The sequence below is a fragment of the Leptolyngbya sp. CCNP1308 genome (genome assembly GCF_034932455.1).
Taxonomy (GTDB): Bacteria; Cyanobacteriota; Cyanobacteriia; order Phormidesmidales; family Phormidesmidaceae; genus Nodosilinea.
In genome coordinates this window covers 103,860-120,922 of the sequence record NZ_JAYGIH010000073.1, presented here as the reverse complement: position 1 = coordinate 120,922, position 17,063 = coordinate 103,860, and the positions used below count along the sequence as shown (strand labels likewise).

11 protein-coding genes are annotated in these 17,063 nt (G+C 58.2%); 9 read left to right on the top strand and 2 right to left on the bottom strand.

Annotated features, from left to right (window positions below):
- Positions 1-266: 266 nt before the first annotated feature.
- The 7 genes from VB780_RS17240 to VB780_RS17210 all read left to right on the top strand — a co-directional run bounded on the left by VB780_RS17240 (position 267) and on the right by VB780_RS17210 (position 9,000).
- The gene (locus tag VB780_RS17240; RefSeq protein WP_323352409.1) at positions 267-3,485 is read left to right on the top strand and encodes a phycobilisome rod-core linker polypeptide; all 3,219 of its coding nucleotides are present in this window, start codon (positions 267-269) and stop codon (positions 3,483-3,485) included.
- A 405-nt stretch (positions 3,486-3,890) separates the two neighbouring features.
- On the top strand, positions 3,891-4,376 hold the full coding sequence (gene apcA, locus VB780_RS17235; protein WP_190754630.1) for an allophycocyanin subunit alpha: 486 nt from the start codon (positions 3,891-3,893) through the stop codon (positions 4,374-4,376).
- A gap of 64 nt (positions 4,377-4,440) precedes the next feature.
- A complete protein-coding gene (gene apcB / locus VB780_RS17230) occupies positions 4,441-4,926 on the top strand; it encodes an allophycocyanin subunit beta (protein WP_323352408.1) in 486 nt (161 codons plus the stop codon).
- A 181-nt stretch (positions 4,927-5,107) separates the two neighbouring features.
- Positions 5,108-5,311, top strand: a complete 204-nt coding sequence (locus tag VB780_RS17225; RefSeq protein ID WP_194021637.1) for a phycobilisome linker polypeptide — start codon at positions 5,108-5,110, stop codon at positions 5,309-5,311.
- Between the two features lie 231 nt (positions 5,312-5,542).
- Positions 5,543-6,763 carry an FtsW/RodA/SpoVE family cell cycle protein gene (locus VB780_RS17220; protein ID WP_323352407.1) on the top strand — a complete coding sequence of 407 codons (1,221 nt, stop codon included), beginning with the start codon at positions 5,543-5,545 and terminating at the stop codon, positions 6,761-6,763.
- A 70-nt stretch (positions 6,764-6,833) separates the two neighbouring features.
- Positions 6,834-7,577 carry a cytochrome c biogenesis protein CcdA gene (locus VB780_RS17215; protein WP_323352406.1) on the top strand — a complete coding sequence of 248 codons (744 nt, stop codon included), beginning with the start codon at positions 6,834-6,836 and terminating at the stop codon, positions 7,575-7,577.
- 40 nt (positions 7,578-7,617) lie between these two features.
- Positions 7,618-9,000 carry a cytochrome c biogenesis protein gene (locus VB780_RS17210; RefSeq protein WP_323352405.1) on the top strand — a complete coding sequence of 461 codons (1,383 nt, stop codon included), beginning with the start codon at positions 7,618-7,620 and terminating at the stop codon, positions 8,998-9,000.
- Here VB780_RS17210 and VB780_RS17205 read toward each other — a convergent pair.
- Positions 8,993-10,180, bottom strand: a complete 1,188-nt coding sequence (locus VB780_RS17205) for a DUF1517 domain-containing protein (protein WP_323352404.1) — start codon at positions 10,178-10,180, stop codon at positions 8,993-8,995. The two genes, VB780_RS17210 and VB780_RS17205, sit on opposite strands and share 8 nt — an antisense overlap.
- 226 nt (positions 10,181-10,406) lie before the next feature.
- Between VB780_RS17205 and VB780_RS17200 the strand changes: the two genes are divergently transcribed.
- Complete coding sequence (locus tag VB780_RS17200) at positions 10,407-12,509, top strand: cation:proton antiporter (protein ID WP_323352403.1); 2,103 nt, start codon at positions 10,407-10,409, stop codon at positions 12,507-12,509.
- Between the two features lie 181 nt (positions 12,510-12,690).
- Here the strand turns inward: VB780_RS17200 and VB780_RS17195 are convergent, their stop codons facing one another.
- Complete coding sequence (locus VB780_RS17195; RefSeq protein ID WP_323352402.1) at positions 12,691-14,238, bottom strand: N-acetylmuramoyl-L-alanine amidase; 1,548 nt, start codon at positions 14,236-14,238, stop codon at positions 12,691-12,693.
- Between the two features lie 349 nt (positions 14,239-14,587).
- On the opposite strand from VB780_RS17195, the gene VB780_RS17190 reads away from it, so the two are divergent.
- Entirely contained in the window at positions 14,588-16,999 is a 2,412-nt protein-coding gene (locus VB780_RS17190; protein ID WP_323352401.1) for a glycoside hydrolase family 9 protein, read from the top strand.
- Positions 17,000-17,063 lie beyond the last annotated feature (64 nt).

Below are 17,063 nucleotides of genomic sequence, written 5' to 3'. Positions count from 1 at the left end.
TTAATAATCTGTGTTGCTGTCCTGAAACGGTTTAATCTGATTCCAGGTCAGCGAACAGCCCGCCATCCATAGATACCGCATTCGGTGCCCTGCTTGAGTGCGTGGCAGGTGAGGTTAACAACGCTTTACCTTCAAATGGGTTCAGTGATTTTGCGCTAGTTCAGGGAGAGTTTCTGAGCGTTGCGGAGTCCTACACCCTACTAAAACCGATTGATAGATTCTTTTTTGATGCCGTCATTGTCCGCATAGGGAGCCTTTGAAAACGCATGAGTGTTAAAGCAAGTGGTGGAAGTGCACCGGCGCGGCCCCAGCTCTACCAAACTCTGCCGGTGGCCACGATTTCCCAGGCCGAGCAGCAAGACCGCTACATGGGCCGGGGAGAGCTAGAAGAGCTATCGGGCTTTTTTGGTTCTGGTCTTAAGCGGGTTCAGATTGCCGAAACCCTGACCCGTTACTCCGAGTTGATTGTCTCCCAGGCGGCCAACCGCATCTTTACTGGAGGGTCTCCTCTGGCCTACCTGGAGCGGGTTGATAGTGAATCGCCCGTTGAAAAAACTCGCGCTGGCACCGTCTTAGATGAAACAGAGGCTTCCCGGCTGGGCACCTCCACCTTCATCGAGAGCAGCAGCGGTGGGTTATTTCAAAACCTGTTCAGCTCTACCCCCACTGGGCCTGTGCCTGCTGGGTTTCGCCCCATTAGCGTGTCTCGCTACGGCCCCGGCAACATGCAGAAATCTCTGCGTGACATGAGCTGGTTCCTGCGCTACGTGACCTACGCCATTGTGGCGGGCGACCCCAACATCATTTCGGTCAACGTGCGCGGTCTGCGCGAAATCATTGAGACCGCCTGCTCTTCGGCGGCAACGATCGTCGCCATTCAGACTATGAAGGCAGGGTCTCTGCGCTACCTCAACGGTGACGCCGAAGCCCAAGCCATTGTGGAGCAGTATTTTGGTGTACTGCTGAGCGAGTTTAAAGCGCCAACCCCGTCAAATAAGGTGCGCCAGCGTCCTTCCAGCGATCTGCAGGGGCTACAGCTGCCCCAGATCTATTTCAACGCCGCTGAGCGTCGACCCAAATACGCCATGAAGCCGGGCTTGTCGGCGGTAGAAAAAAATGATGTAGTGAAGGCCGCCTACCGTCAGGTCTTTGAGCGCGATATCACCCGCGCCTACTCGCTGTCAGTCTCTGACCTAGAGTCAAAGGTAAAGAACGGCGAAATCTCCATGAAGGAGTTTGTGCGTCGCCTGGCCAAGTCGCCGCTGTACCGCAAGAACTTCTTTACTCCTTACATCAACAGCCGTGCTCTGGAACTGGCTTTCCGCCACGTTCTAGGTCGGGCACCCAGCTCCCGTGAAGAGGTACGTGACTACTTCTCCATTGTGTCTAGCGGTGGTCTGTCAGCTCTAATTGACGCCCTGGTGGACTCCAAAGAGTACTCCGACTACTTTGGCGAGGAAACCGTTCCTTACCTGCGCGGCCTGGGCCAGGAAGCCCAGGAATGCCGCAACTGGGGGCCTCAGTTTGAGCTGTTTAACTACAGTGCCCCCTTCCGCAAGAAGCCGCAGTTTATTACGCTGTTTGCGGCTTACGAGCAGCCTCTGCCCGATCAGCACCCCTACGGTTCTGGCAACGATCCGCTGGAAATTCAGTTTGGGGCCATCTTTCCGAAAGAGACCCGCAATGTCAGTGCGACTCCGGCCTTCTTTAACAAAGATACTCGCCGCATTTTGATCCACCGTGGCCCGGGTATCAACAACCAGTTGAGCAATCCTGCGGCCCGACCCGAAAACCCTGGTTCTCTCGGGGCCAAGGTGTTCAAGCTGGATCAAATTCCCAGAACCGGCAACACCAAGGCTAGCGTTCGCTATTCCGAGAGCTCGACCCAAACGGTGATTAGCGCCGCCTACCGTCAGGTGTTTGGCCGTGAAGTGTACTCGGGGCAGCGCTCTAACGTAGCCGAAATCAAGCTGGAAAACGGCGAGATTACGATGAAGGAGTTTATTCGGGCGATCGCCAAATCTGAATCCTTCCGTAAGACCTATTGGTCATCGCTGTACGTGATGAAGGCGGTGGAGTATATTCACCGTCGCCTGCTGGGGCGGCCCACCTATGGCCGTAAGGAAACCAACGCCTACTTCGACATCTGTGCCAAGAAAGGCTTCTATGCTCTGGTTGACTCGATTATCGACAGCCAAGAGTATGCCGAAGCCTTTGGGGAAGATACCGTACCCTACGAACGCTACCTGACTCCCAAGGGTTTGGCTCTACGCAGCATGCGGGCCGGTTCTCTGGCTGAGAAAGGTATGGTGCCTGTGGCCGATACCAGCATTCCCCGCTTTGTGGAACTGGGCACAGTCACTGAAGATCGTGCCATCCCCGAGGTGCAGCGCCGGGTGACCCAGGGCGTTAATCGCCAGCGGCAGCAGACCAAGGTGTTTAAGCTGACGTCTCTGGCCGACAAGCCCAACCTCAAGCTTGTTACTGCTGCCGCCTATCGGCAAATCTTCGAGCGAGATATCGCGCCTTACATCGTTAAGAGCGAGTTCACCGCTCTGGAAAGTAAGCTGGGCAACGGTGAAATCAACCTGAAGGAGTTTATTGCGGGTCTAGGCACCTCGACTTTATACATCAAGGAGTTCTACGCGCCTTACCCCAACACTCAGGTGATTGAGTTTGGCACCAAGCACTTCTTGGGCCGGGCCCCGCTGGATCAGGCGGAGATTCGTAAGTACAACCAGGTTTTGGCGAGTGAGGGCATTCGCGGATTCATTCAAGCGATGCTCAATACCCCTGAGTATGCCGAAAGCTTTGGGGAAGATACGGTGCCCTATCGCCGCTATCCCACTTTGCCTGCGGCTAACTTCCCGAATACTGAGAAGCTCTACAACCGGCTCACTAAGCAAAATCGCGAGCTCATCGTGCCTAGTTTTGTGAGCGCCACGACCACCGTTAACGTGTCGGATATGCCCCTGATGGCCGATGCGGTCGCCGCCCAGGCGGCGACCGCCGCTGAGCTGGCCGCGACCGTAGGTCGCTCCTCGGTAGATGCTGAAGCAGTTGTCGTTGCTCCTATGACCCGGTTCTATCGGCGTCAGCCCGGTGCCAGCCTGGAACAGGTAGATCAGGTGCTTACTGCCGTCTATCGCCAGGTAATGGTGTTACCCGAGGGAGATATTCCGTCGGAATGGCGGCTGACTGAGGCTGAGGTTTTGGTGAAGGGCGATCGCATGACCCTGCGCGAATTTATTCGCCAGCTAGTGCAATCCCCTGCTTACCAGGCGCGGTTTGTCATGGCTTACCCGGTACCCAAGCTAATTGCCATCATGGGTCGTCAGCTGTTAGGGCGAAGCCTGGAAGACTGTGCCGAGTACGAGGCGATCGCCTCTAATCAAGGCACTATGGCCGTCGCCGCAGCAATGCTCAACTCTGCCGAGTACCTGCGTTACTTCGGCGAGCAGGGCGTACCCTACCGTCGCGTCTAGACTGGTTTTGTTCATTGATGGGGATAGGGTTCAGTCCATCCCCATCAATGAACATAGAAATATGCTGTCTAGCTAGTTCTTAGGGCAAGACATTGTCTTAGCTGTATTGTGATCTGACTTTGTTGCGTAATATTAAAACCGAGTTCTAAACTGCACTCGGTTTGTAGCTTTTAGAGGCTTTAGGAGTTTTTCTGAGCCTCTAAACTGTTGTTGCCATCGGCCCTTAGAGAAACTGAGGAAAACTGTTACAAAATATTTCGCTGCTTTGAAGAAGGCTTACGCAATACCGGACAATTAATCGGGAAGGCCGCCAGATCTGAGACTCTTTATAGATTTAGTTCTGGCCCTGCACCATTAAATGCCAGTTTCATACTATCTGGTCATATTTTTCGGAGGAATCCATCAATGAGTATTGTCACGAAGTCAATCGTGAATGCCGATGCTGAGGCTCGTTACCTCAGCCCCGGTGAGTTGGATCGCATCAAGGGCTTTGTTACCTCTGGTGAGCGCCGTCTGCGGATTGCTCAGGTGCTAACCGAATCCCGCGAGCGCATCGTCAAGGAAGCTGGCAACCAGCTGTTCCAGAAGCGCCCTGACGTTGTTTCTCCCGGTGGCAATGCCTACGGTGAAGAAATGACCGCTACCTGCCTGCGCGACATGGACTACTACCTGCGTCTCATCACCTATGGTGTGGTCGCTGGTGATGTCACCCCCATCGAAGAAATCGGTCTGGTGGGCGTGCGCGAAATGTACAACTCCCTGGGCACCCCCATCCCCGCTGTGGCTGAGTCTGTGCGCTCCATGAAGGCTGTCGCAACCGGGCTGCTGTCCAGTGAAGATGCTGCTGAAGCCGCATCCTACTTCGACTATGTTGTCGGCGCTATGCAGTAGTCGCAGCTGCGCTACTCCGTCGATTCGTTGTTGAGATTACGTCAGTTCTAAGGAAGCTTCACCAATGCAAGACGCAATTACCTCCGTTATCAACTCCTCCGATGTGCAGGGCAAGTACCTGGACGGTTCCGCTCTCGATAAGCTCAAAGCTTACTTTCAAACTGGTGAGCTGCGCGTTCGTGCCGCTAGCACCATCAGCGCCAACGCTGCTGAAATCGTGAAAGAGGCTGTGGCCAAGTCCCTGCTGTACTCCGATATCACCCGTCCCGGTGGCAACATGTACACCACCCGTCGCTATGCCGCCTGCATTCGCGACCTCGACTACTACCTGCGCTATGCCACCTACGCCATGCTGGCTGGGGATCCCTCCATCCTGGATGAGCGCGTGCTGAATGGCCTCAAGGAAACCTACAACTCCCTGGGTGTACCCATCGGCGCTACTGTTAACGCCATCCAAGCCATGAAAGAAGTGACCGCTAGCCTGGTGGGTGCTGATGCTGGTAAGGAAATGGGCGTTTACTTTGACTACATCTCCTCTGGCTTGAGCTAGTCCAGGCTCAGCCATTGCGCTTTGGCCACAGGCCAGAGCGAACCTAGGCCAGAGTCAGGGGCGAGTGTTGAGGACACTGGGTTGTGCTGTACTGTCTTCCTGCTGTCCATAGCATTGGCTTTCGACTCTGGCTTTTCAGCGTTTATGTCTGTCCCGTGAGATAGCAGGAGAGTTTTCGGCCATGCGCATGTTTAAGATCACCGCTTGTGTTCCTAGTCAAACCAGGATTCGCACCCAGCGGGAGCTGCAAAATACTTTTTTCACCAAGCTGGTGCCCTACGATAACTGGTTCAAAGAGCAGCAGCGCATTCAAAAAATGGGCGGCAAAATCGTCAAGGTTGAGCTGGCTACGGGTCGGCAGGGTTCCAACACTGGCCTGCTTTAATCCACCTGTTTTACAGGATGATTCGATAAGAATTTTTACTGCTTTAATGCCGCGAGACGTGCAGGGTTAGCCTACGGGCTGGCCCTGCCGTTGTGTCTTTAGGCGTATTTTCGCAGCTTCGGGTTAGGCTCTCAATCTGCGAAAATATGCTCAGAATCGTGAGCGACTTTTGACCCCCTCCGCTATACTTGGCCCTTGAAAGATTAGCCCTCGGGCGCGTGGGGTAACTAGGTGAATATTGCTCGATTGGTTCCATGGATTGACCCCACGGTGAGCCAGTGGTCAGCGGAAGCGCGGTGGCTGCGGTGGCTGACCTTTGTTTGGCTGGGGGCCGGTCTGCTGGTGTTGTTTTCGGCTTCCTATTCGGTGGCGGTGGCTGAGCACGGTTATGGATTGCATTACGTTGTGGTGCAGCTGCTGTGGGTTGTCATTGGTCTGGTGGTTTTTAATCGCATTGTTCACACCTCTTTGGATCGGCTCATTCAGGGATCGGGCATTGTGCTGCTAGTGCTGGTTGGGCTGGTCAGTCTAACGCTGGTGCCGTCTTTGGGGGTGACGGTAAATGGGGCCACCCGCTGGTTGCCGTTGGGGCCGTTTATGATTCAGCCTTCGGAGCTGATCAAGCCTTGCCTGGTGTTACAGGGAGCGCGGCTATTTGGGCGATGGCCGCAGCTTACCTGGCAAACGCGGTTTACCTGGCTAGGCATTTTTGTCGCTATTTTGGGGCTGATTTTGCTGCAGCCCAACTTGAGTACGGCGGCCGTGTGTGGCCTAACGCTTTGGCTGATCGCTTTAGCGGCGGGGTTGCCCTATCTATATCTATTGCTAACCGCTGGGGGAGGCCTGTTGGCTGCGACAGTTAGCGTCAGCCTTAAGACCTATCAACGCCAACGCATTGTCTCGTTCTTGGATCCCTGGGCTGACCCCGGCGATCAGGGATATCAGCTGGTGCAGAGTTTGCTGGCCATTGGTTCGGGAGGGTTTTGGGGCCAGGGTTTTGGGCTGTCTGAGCAAAAGCTTTACTCGCTACCCATTCAGTACACCGACTTTATCTTTGCGGTGTTTGCTGAGGAGTTTGGTTTCGCGGGTTGCCTAGTATTGCTGACGGTTTTGGGGATCTATGCTTCTTTAGCCCTGCTAGTGGCATTGCGCCTGAAGCAGCCTCTATACCGCCTGGTGGCGGTGGGGGCGATGGTGCTACTTGTTGGCCAGGCGTTGCTGAATATGGGGGTGGCCACAGGACTTCTACCGACGACAGGGCTGCCCTTTCCGCTGTTGAGCTATGGGGGTAGCTCAATGGTGGCTAGTTTGGCGACGGCAGCACTTTTGGTGCGGGCCGCTCGAGAAATCAATCTGGATGAGCCTGTACCTTTGCGGCGGCGACGGTCTCGAGCTGGCCATCAGGAGCCATTGACGTTGCGAGTGTTGGATGGCGGCAATGCCCTTTCTTGAGGCAGAAATCTGAGAGCGGGTTGCAGGATTGTTACAATGGGAAGGGTCTTTGCATCTCATCCCTGCGCCCATGTTCGAGAGCCTTCAGCTTTATTTGTACGAAGTTGCCCAGTGGGCTAACCAGTTGGTCAATGATCAGCTCACTCAGGTGTCTTGGGTAAGTCTTTCGGTGGTGGGGCTGGCGGGGCTGTTGACCAGTCTGTCGCCCTGTCTGCTGTCGATGCTGCCAATTATGGTGGGCTACATGGGTGGCTATGAAGAGGGGCCTCGGGGTGGTGCGGTGGTGCGATCGCTCTCCTTTGCCCTCGGTTTAGCCACTACCCTGGCCCTGCTGGGCCTGATCGCCGGTCTCTTTGGCTACGTCTACGGCCAGGTAGCCTGGGGCTTACCGATCGCGGTGAGCCTGGTGGCGATCGTCATGGGGCTGAATTTATTGGGAATTGTTCCCTTGAGCCTGCCCGTTGGGGTTGGTCCCACCTTTGAAAATTTGAACCTACCGCCCTGGCTACGGGCCTATGCTCTGGGGTTGACCTTTGGCATCGTGGCGTCGCCCTGTAGCACGCCAGTGCTGGCCACCCTGCTAGCCTGGATCTCAACTACAAAGGATCCGGTGCTGGGTGGTGCGCTGCTGCTGGCCTATGCCGTGGGCTACGTAACGCCGCTGGTGCTGGCCGGTACCTTTACCGCTTCTCTAAAGCGACTGCTAGATTTGCGTCAGTGGTCGAGTTGGGTGACTCCAGCCAGCGGCGCTCTGCTGCTGGGGTTCGGGGTGTTTTCGCTGCTGTCTCGGCTGCTGCCAGTCAGTCTGGTGTAATGGTTCTAAAAACTGTGTCCTACCCGTTTCGAAGGATATTATGGCTCCGTCTGAAGCTCCCCAGCCGACTCCCTGGGACGGGATGCGCGACTATTTTCGGCAAGATCTGCTGCCGCTGCTGGCAGATTTGCGACTGGCGATTGTGCTGCTCCTGGCGATCGCGGCCTTTAGCATCAGCGGTACGGTCATTGAGCAGGGCCAGACCCTAGAGTTTTACCAGACCAACTATCCTGCCGATCCGGCGCTGTTCGGGTTTCTGAGTTGGAAGGTGATTCTGATCATTGGGCTAGATCACGTCTACCGCACCTGGTGGTTCTTAGCGCTGCTGATCGTGTTTGGGGCTAGCCTGACCGCCTGCACCTTTACCCGCCAGTTCCCCGCGCTGGGGGCGGCTCAAAAGTGGAAGTACTATACCCAGCCCCGCCAGTTTCAAAAGCTGGCTCTGAGTGCTGAGCTGTCTGAAACCGATCTAGCTTCCCTCGCAAATGGATTGAGCCAAAAGCGTTATCGGGTGTTTCAGGAGGGCAATCAGCTCTACGGACGCAAGGGCATTGTGGGCCGCATTGGCCCAATTGTGGTGCACGCCAGCATGCTGCTGATTTTGGCAGGGGCTATTCTGGGGGCCATGACCGGCTTTTTTGCCCAGGAGATTGTGCCCAGCGGCGAGACCTTTCAAATTCGCAATATTTTTGATGCTGGCCCCTGGGCTGAGGCTCAAATTCCTAAAGACTGGTCGGTGCGGGTAAACCGCTTTTGGATTGACTACACCCCCGAGGGCAATATCGATCAGTTCTACTCCGATCTATCGGTGCTAGATCGGGCAGGGGATGAAATCGATCGCAAGACCATCTTTGTCAACCAGCCCCTGCGCCACCGGGGCGTGACCCTGTATCAGGCCGACTGGGGCGTAGCGGCGGTGCAGGTGAAGCTCAACAACAGCCCTGTGCTACAGCTGCCGATGCAGCAGCTTGAGAACGATGGCCCGCGCTTTTGGGGCACCTGGCTACCGACCAAACCCGACATGAGCGAAGGTGTGACCCTGCTGGCCAGTGACCTTCAGGGGTCTGTGCTGATCTATGACAATGCTGGCCAGCTCATTTCTACGGTTCGTAAGGGCATGGCAGCGGAGGTGAATGGCGTTAGGCTCTCGCTGGTGGATGTGGTGGGCAGCACGGGCCTGCAAATTAAGGCTGATCCGGGTATTCCTTTGGTGTACGGAGGGTTTGGCTTGCTGATGCTGGGGGTGATCATGAGCTATGTGTCGCACTCCCAGGTGTGGGCACTGGCGCAGGAGGGCACGGTGTACGTGGGCGGCAGAACGAATCGCGCTCAGGTGGCCTTTGAGCGTGAGCTGCTAGGGCTGCTGGAATCTGTGTCGGCTGATTCAACCAGGGCCGAATTAGCTGAAGCTCCGGTTAGCTGATTTGGGTGAGGTCGGGGTAGGCGGCGAGCAATTGGTCGTAGCTGAGGCTGTCGCTGGCCGCTTGCGGTGCCCAGAGCAGTTCGTAGACCAGCAAATAGTCGGGAGTGACGCCGCCGAGTCGCCGCAGCGCCGCCTGGAGGTCGCTGGCAGAATTGATCGGCTGAGTAACAATGGGTTGATCATCGGCGGTACCTACAATCAGCGTCACCACAATGTAGGCGGAGGGGTCGGCATCGGCCTTGGGCGCATAGGTTTGGCGGCTGACCTGACCGTCCACGTTTACCAGGGTTTCGCGGCTGAACTTGCTGCGCTCGGTGACGGAGATCTGCTCAAAGATCTGGGAGGCCTGGGCGCGGGAGTGCACAGTTTGGGAGCTAGCTTTAGCGTGGGACCAGTATTCGGGCGATCGCAGCAGCGCCAGCACCGTCTCTTGCAGCAACCGGTTTAGCCCTGGCTTGGTATCAATATCGCTGCGGGCGGCGATGGTCTCTAGATCGCTCTGAAGATCGCGAGCCTGGGAGAGCAGCGCCACCTGAAGCTGGGTCACGGTGACAACATCGTTGGTTAGCTCATTGCCGCCCACCCCTCGGACGCTTCTGTCAGGGCGATCGCCCCCCAACCGCATCAAATTTGTGATCAGCGGCAGCACCGTGAAGCCCAGCACCACCAGCAAAAATAATAGGCCAACATCGCCCCCAATCATGGTGCCGCCGCCGGGGTAGCCGCCCACATACCCCCCCGGATAGCCGCCTACGTAGCCGCCAGGCACCGGCACAATCACCGGGCCGGTGCGGGGGTAGGAGGGGTAGCCACCGCCATAGCTCGGGCCACCATAGCTCGGGCCACCATAGCTCGGGCCACCCATAGGAGGCAGCGATCCACTGCCGCCAGAAAAACCGCCCCCGGCAGAGCCGCTGCCCGAGGGGCTGCCAAAGTCACCGCCGCGAGCCCGCCCTCCAGACAACCCAAGCGGGGCGGTGCTGGTAGACAGCAGCCCCTGGGCCTGGGCCAGGCGGGCCGCCTCGTTGCGTCGCTCAACGAAAAACCCCAGGCAGCTCAGGGTTAGCATCAGCACAATCAGGCAATAGACATTGCGGCTGTGGTGATCAAGCGATTCGCAGAGCGTTCGGGAACCGACTCGGAATGAGTATCCGTTCCGGAAGCGCGGGGCGGTGGCCATGGGCTTTTTCCTGGACAGGCTAGGGGAAGGGATAATAGGCAACAATCCGTGGGATAAGCTGACGCAGGGGTTATCCTAATGGTCGAATCCTAGCGTTCAAAGATAAGGATTTTATCACTGGTCTTGGCTCTGGCCCTATCTATGCCCCCGGGCAGATTGAGGGATATAGCTGAGGGCTGATGCTGTAGGTTAACTCGTTGCTCTGCTGCCCCATTACCGATAGACCATGACCTACCTCGGGCCAAAATATGCGGCGGCGATCGCCGGTTCAGAGACCCTGGCTGGGGTCATGCCCCTACCGCTGGGGCAGCTCCTGCAAGAGCCAATTACTGACCCGGTGGCCATCTTTCTCACCATTTTGGCCATCATGCTGGTGGCACCGCTGCTGGTTGAGCGGCTGCGCCTACCGGGCATCATTGGTCTGATTTTGGCGGGGGTGGTGGTAGGCCCTTACGGCCTCGGCATTTTAGGTCGCGACCCTACCATCGTGCTGCTGGGCACCGTAGGGCTTCTGTTTCTGATGTTTTTGGGCGGGCTAGAAACCAGCCTCGATGACCTTAAAAAAGACGCCGATAAGCCGATTATCTTTGGCCTGGCTACCTTTGTGGTGCCAATGCTGATGGGCACTGGGGCTATGCTGGCGCTGGGCTATGGCTTTTGGGCATCGGTGCTGGTGGCCTCTTGCCTGGCCTCCCATACCTTGGTGGCGCTGCCGGTGCTGACCAAGCTGGGCATTATGCGCCATCCTGCGTCGATTGCCACCCTGGGGGGCACGCTGATTACCAACGTGCTGGCCCTGCTAGTGCTGGCGGTGGTGGTCAAGGCCGATCAGGGCGATCTGACCCTAGGCTTCTGGCTATTTTTGATTCCGGCCCTGACGATCTACACCTTTGCGGTGCTATGGGGGGTGCCCAAGCTGGGCCGCTGGTTTTTTAAGAAGTTTGGCCATGACGAAGGGGCTGAGTTTACCTTCGTGCTAGCGACGCTGTTTGTGGCGTCGTATCTGGCCAGTCTGATTGAGATTGAGCCGATTGTGGGGGCGTTTTTGGCCGGGGTGGCCATTACCCAAATCATTCCTCGCCTCAGCCCGCTGATGAACCGGGTGCAGTTCATTGGCAACACGCTATTCGTGCCGATCTTCTTGATTTCGGTGGGTATGCTGGTCGATCCACTGATTCTGGTGCGAGAACCCCAGGGATTACTGATCGCCGTGATCATTGTGCTGGTTGAACTGGCCAGCAAATTTCTGGCGGCCTGGGCGTCGGCCCGCTGGTTTAAGTGGAAAATGCCTAGCACCATGGTGATGTTTGGCCTGTCGATGGCCCAGGCGGCTTCTACCCTGGCGGCCATTACCATTGCCTTTGATATTGGCCTGGTAGATGAACTGGTGGTAAATGCCATTATCGCCATGATTTTGGTCAGCTGCGTGCTGTCGCCCTGGGTAGTCGCCCGCGGGGGGGCACAGCTGCAAAGCGAAGTGGCTACAGAGGTGACTGCGATCGCTGAGGATGATCCGCAGGCCGCGCTCCCGGCTCTGGGTAAGCGGGTGCTAATTCCGGTGGCCAACCCCAACACCGAAGACAACCTGCTACAGCTCGCCATCATTTTGACCCAGCGCAGCGGCGGTACCCTGCTGCCCCTGCACGTGCTGCCCGATCGCAACCAGCCCATTGCCGAGGCCGAAAAAGTTCGCCAGAACCGCCTGCTGGAAACCGCTGAGACCATTGCCCACTCGGCCAGTATTCCGGTAGAGACCATTGGCCGCATTGATGACTCCATTGCCTGGGGGGTGTTGCGCACCATGCAGGAACGCCAGGCCGATCTGCTGATCTGCGGCTGGAAGGGGTTTTCGACCTATCAGGAAAATTTCTTTGGCAGCGTGATCGATACCATTGTGCGATCGGCCACCATCCCCGTGCTGATCAGCCGCTTTCCGCAGCCCATTAAAAACACTGAAAAGGTGCTGTTTGCCATTACCGGCGGGCAGGCACTGGGCCACGTCAAAAGCACTCTGGCCATCGCCCAATGCCTGGCGGAGGAACTTAAATCCCCCCTCCAGGTGATTCAGATGACCATTGGTTCGGTGCGCGATCGCCAGCTCACCACCCTGCTACAGGAGGCCGAGGTCGCTGTGGAGCCAATGCAGGGCAAGACCGTCAGGCGGGTATCCGAGGTCATTCAGCCCAACACGCTGCTAATTCTCATTGCCAGCACCTACTCCGTGGGCCAGCCTGCCCTGGGCCGCGAGCCCGAAGCCATCACCCGTGCCAACTGGGATACCAACGTGATCATCGTCAATTTCCCGGCAGCGATCGCCAAACGAGCCTGATGTCAATTTTGGATTTTGGATTTTGGACGGGCATTGATTCATGGCTAAATCTAGCTACAGCCATCGCCATCGGCACTTTGGCTAGGACGGGCTAAAAACAGCGCTAAACCTACTGATGCTCAGCAAAGGTATACCTACCAAAATCGCCAATCCAAAATCCAAAATTGCACCGGCCCCAACCTTAGGGTCGCCCGCTTAGATAATTGATGATTCCCTGGGCAATGGACTGCCCCATCTGCGCCTGCCAGCGTGGATCGCTCAGTTTGGGGGAATCGATCGCTCCGGTCACAAAGCCAATTTCGATCAGGGCGGCGGGCATGGCGGTGCGGCGCAGCACCAAAAATCGGGCCTGGCGCACGCCGCGATCGTTCATCGCCATCGTGCTCAGCACCTGACGCTGGAGGGCGGCTGCCAGCACCTGCCCAGTCTCAGAATAGTAGTAGGTCTCTAGCCCGTTGACCTCCGGGCGCTGCATGTTCACCGCGTTGGCGTGGATGCTGACAAATACCGTGGCCCGAGCCGCTGTGGCCATATCGGCCCGGGGCTGCAAATCGACGGTTTGATCGCTCTGGCGGGTCATTTGTACCGCAATGCCCTGGGCCTGTAGGGCTGCTGCCGTGTGCTGAGCCACCGCCAGCACCACTCCTTTTTCTTGCAGGCCGCCAATGCCCACGGCCCCAGGGTCAACGCCACCATGGCCAGGGTCGAGCATGACCAACACCTGCCCGCGAATGGCGGGGCTGGGGGTGGGTGTCGCCACGGCGGCGGGCGCTGGCACAGCCGCTGCGGGCGGGCGGGCCTGGGCGACAGGGGGCGGTGCGGCGGCGGCTGGATTCAAGACAGGCAGCACCACTGTGGTGGGTGGGGCCGCAATTTGGCTGGGGGCAACACCAATGGGGGTGACCCAAATACCACCGCTGGCCAGGGGTGTAATTTGCCAGTCGGGGCTAAATCCATCGAGGGTGAGGGTGAGTCGAATGGCCGGGGGGGCCGTGGCAAACTGATTGACACTCCAGCGGTGAATACCGTAGCGGCCCTGGGGCAGCGCCTCGGGGGTCAGCCCTGGGGCAATGGCGGCGTCTAGCAGGTCAATGACGATCTGCCGCGCCTGGTTAGCGTCGCGGGTGCGATACACATGCACTTGAGGCGCTGCCCCTACGGTGGGAATAAAAAACCCCTCTGCGGTGGTTTGAACACCGCGCAATACGGTGGCCGTTGCCCTAACGGCGACGGTGTTGACCTGGTTACGGCTGATCAACGGCGGCAGCGGATCGGCCCCAGCCGCTGTCAAAGGGCGTGGCCGAGCTGCTTTAGAAAAATCTGGAATAGATAGACCGTCACCAGGGGCGACCGTAGGCGTTGAGCCGGGCAGCTGAACCACCCACTGCTGGTTCGTGAGACCCCACACCTTGACCTGCTTGGGGTCGAGGCTGTAGCTGGGGTTGATCTCTAGCACCATACGGGTGGTTTGGGCGTCGGCCTGGGTAATGCGCACCGCCGCGACCGCACCGCCGGCAAACCGATCGCCCAGGGCTTCTTCCGTCAAAATGCCGGGCAGGTCGATAACCAATCGCTGCGGATCGCTGAGCCAGCTGACCTGGGGCTCTACCCCGCTTTCGGTGGTAAACACCAGGCGATTTTGGCCGGTATCAAATTCCCAGGCTTGCAGCCGTGCGCTGGCTTTGGCCGGTAGGCTGCCAAATAGGCACACCCCAGCCACTCCAACCACCCCAGTAAAAAGCTGCCTTAGCCGCAATCGGGCCGATCTCCCCACACACCACAGGATTCTGCATAACTCAGCCGGGGCCTGGCGATCGCCGCCCATCGGCTAAGCGCTATGCCCTAGCCCGCGAGCCGCGACCGTTCAGAAGAAAAGGCTGAATCGGCTTAGATATTAGCTCACTTTTAATGAAGCAACGGCCCAATTGTTTAGCTGGAGTAAAACTTTGGCACAGCTTGGGCAGGATACCCCACACCCACTGGTGCAGTTTGTACTATGGCCCTAGGGTTTGGGCAGGGCGTAGTGAGAATTGTCGGCCCCGTAACCTCAGGTCAATTGCCCAGGAGAGTTGCTGAGAATGTTGTTTGCCACTGTACGTCGCTGGCCCCGCCGGACTGCGTTTTTGCTTGGGCTGCTGGCATTTTTGATGGCCTGCACGGCGGGTACCGTGCGGCTGTCTAACGCTAATTCGGCACAGCCCGCTATGACGGTAGCTGTGGTCAGCCCCGAGGTCATAGTGGTCTTTCTGCGCCAGGGCACCGTCACCCACGCTCGCCAAGAACCCTACCGTTCCCAACCGCAAGACCAGCTAGAAACTTCGGGTAACGACACCTGGGTGTCGCGTCGAGGGCAGGTTCTCGGCACCTTGGTGGGTTCTGAGCAGTCGGTGCTCTACGGGTTCGATCGCTACAGTGAGGAGCCGTTTGATGCCAATCGCGCCAGCCAGCCTCGCAGCTATCGCATTCAGTCGTCGGGCGACTCCAGCTACCGGCAGTCCGTGACGCCGACGGAGGTGCATCGCAAAAGCAAGCCGGTGGATACGGCCCAGGTCAGTCGGGGCGATCGCCGCTGGGCCATGGAGCATCGGTTCTATCTGCGGTTGCCCAAGCCCCTAACGCCGGGGCAAACCTACCAAATTCAATTGACGGGGCAAGATCTGCCGCCGCTCACGCTGGCCTACCAGCCTGACCGTGAAATGAGTGAAGCCGTTCACGTCTCGGCGGTGGGATTTCGCCCCGATGACCCGGTCAAGGTAGGGTTTTTATCCACCTGGATGGGAACCGGCGGTGGGCTGAGCTATCCCGAGGGGTTGTCGTTCCAGGTAATTGACGAGGCTACAGGGCGGAGCGTGTTCACCGGGCGGGCCAGCCGTCGCTACCGAGATGGGACGGCTGAAGATGCTCGCGATCGCACCTACACCCTCACCGACGTTGACCAGCTCGACTTTAGCGCACTTACCCAGCCGGGGCAGTACCGCCTCTGTGTAGACACCGTCGGCTGCTCGACCTCCTTTGCGGTGGCTGAGGACGCCTGGCAGCAGGCTTTTTCTTTGGCAGCGCGGGGGTTCTATCACCAGCGCAGCGGCATCGCCCTAAAACCGCCCTATACCGATATTGTCCGCCCCCGGCCCTTCCACCCTGACGACGGGATCACGGTGTACCACTCCACCACCGGCCTGATGGATACGGGCAATGGCCTTGACGCCCAGGGGACTGACGAGGGCAACTTTGCCAACCTGGTCGCGGGCAAGACCGATGCGGTGGTGGCCAACGCCTGGGGCGGCTACTTTGATGCCGGCGACTGGGATCGCCGCATTCAACATCTGGATGTGGCTCGCTGGCTGCTCGAACTGATCGAGCTGTTTCCCGAACCAATGGAAAATCTGGCGCTCAATATTCCCGAATCGGCCAACGATCGCCCCGATCTGCTAGACGAAGCCCTGTGGGGCGTCGATTTCTTTCGCCGTCTGCAAACCTCTGAGGGCGGTGTGCGCGGCGGCATTGAGTCGGCAGAGCACCCCAAGCGGGGCGAAACCAGCTGGCAAGAAACCCTGCCGATTATGGCCTACGCCCCCGACCCCTGGAGCAGCTACGTCTACGCCGGGGTGGCGGCTCGCACGGCCCGGCTGATGGGTACCTATGCCGCTGACCAGGCCCAGGGCTACCGCGACAGTGCCCTAGCCGCCATGGCCTGGGCCGAAGCCCGCTATCAGGATGGCATTGAGGCCCAGGAGTGGCCTCGCCATCGCATTGAGGCCGATCGCGCCCTGGCGGCCCTAGAGCTTTATCACCTGACGGGCGATCGCCCCTGGCACGAGCGCTTTGTAGAGGCGCGATCGGCCATTCCCGCCGAGGCCCGCGATGACTATCGGATTGCTGGCCCCCAGCGAGAAATCGCCTTTCTCTACAGCCGCCTACCCGCTGACCAGGTCGATGGGGCGCTCCAGGCCGAGCTGCGGGCCACGCTGCTTGCCGAGGCCGACGCCGCCGTGGAAACTGGGCAGACCACCGCCTTTGGCTGGACTAAGGTACACCCCTCAACCCCCGTGGGCTGGGGTGATGGGCTTGGGGCACCCAAGGCCCGGACGCTGCTGCGGGCTCACGCGCTGACTGGTGGCGATCGCTATCTTGACGCCGCCCTGCTGGCCTGCCAATTCTCCGCCGGAGCCAACCCCGACAACATGACCTACACCACCGGCCTGGGCCATAAATCGCCCCAAAACCCCCTGGTGATCGACCAGCGCATTACCGGCGATGTGCTGCCGGGTCTGACCCTCTATGGCCCCATTGACAACGAATTTTACGGTTCCGAATGGTTCTTTGATGTGCTCGACTCGGTGGCGGTTCCTCCGGCTCGCCAGTGGCCTTCGGTGGAGACCTACTTTGACATTTTTTACGTGCCCAACATCAATGAGTTCACGGTCATGCAGAGCATGGGCGATGCCGCCTACGCCTGGGGCTACCTGGCAGGGCGCTCTAAACAAAATTAGCCATCAAAAAACGCTCAAACGTGCAAACGTTTGAGCGTTTTTTTGAGAAATGTCTCAGCCTATA